We start from the raw sequence: 405 nt of genomic DNA, 5'->3' as shown, positions 1-405 counted from the left end.
TACCTTACGCTTCGAGTTGGAAATTATTGCAGTAGAGGAAAATTCATAAAAGCTATAGGTGAACAAGAATTTATTGTTTTGATCAGGTAATTTTCGAAACAGCATATATACTAAGTGTAACAATGCGTATTTAGGTGTAAGTGTAGATTCTCTTGCATTAGAAGGTGCGTGTATTCATCAACTCCAGTATTTATAAGAAAAAGCAGATGGAAGTAGAAGATCAAAACGAAGCGTGGAAAATCCTAATTGTCGAAGATGATGAGCGTTTAGCAGGGCTTACTAAAGAGTACTTAGAAAGTAATGGTCTTGTTGTCTCAGTTGAAGGCAATGGTACGAACGCTGTAGACCGAATTGTAAATGAGAAACCTGACTTGGTAGTTTTAGATTTAATGCTGCCTGGTGAAG

General features: G+C 36.5%; 1 protein-coding gene. It reads left to right on the top strand.

Translation table 11 applies throughout. From position 1 onward, the window contains the following. Positions 1-206: 206 nt before the first annotated feature. Positions 207-405: response regulator (locus A3738_RS10715; protein ID WP_156504200.1), on the top strand; the 199-nt coding region annotated here is incomplete at its 3' end.

The sequence above is a fragment of the Oleiphilus sp. HI0066 genome (genome assembly GCF_001635725.1).
The sequence above is the reverse complement of the archived record's forward strand: the minus strand, read 5'-3'. Positions and strand labels throughout refer to the sequence as shown.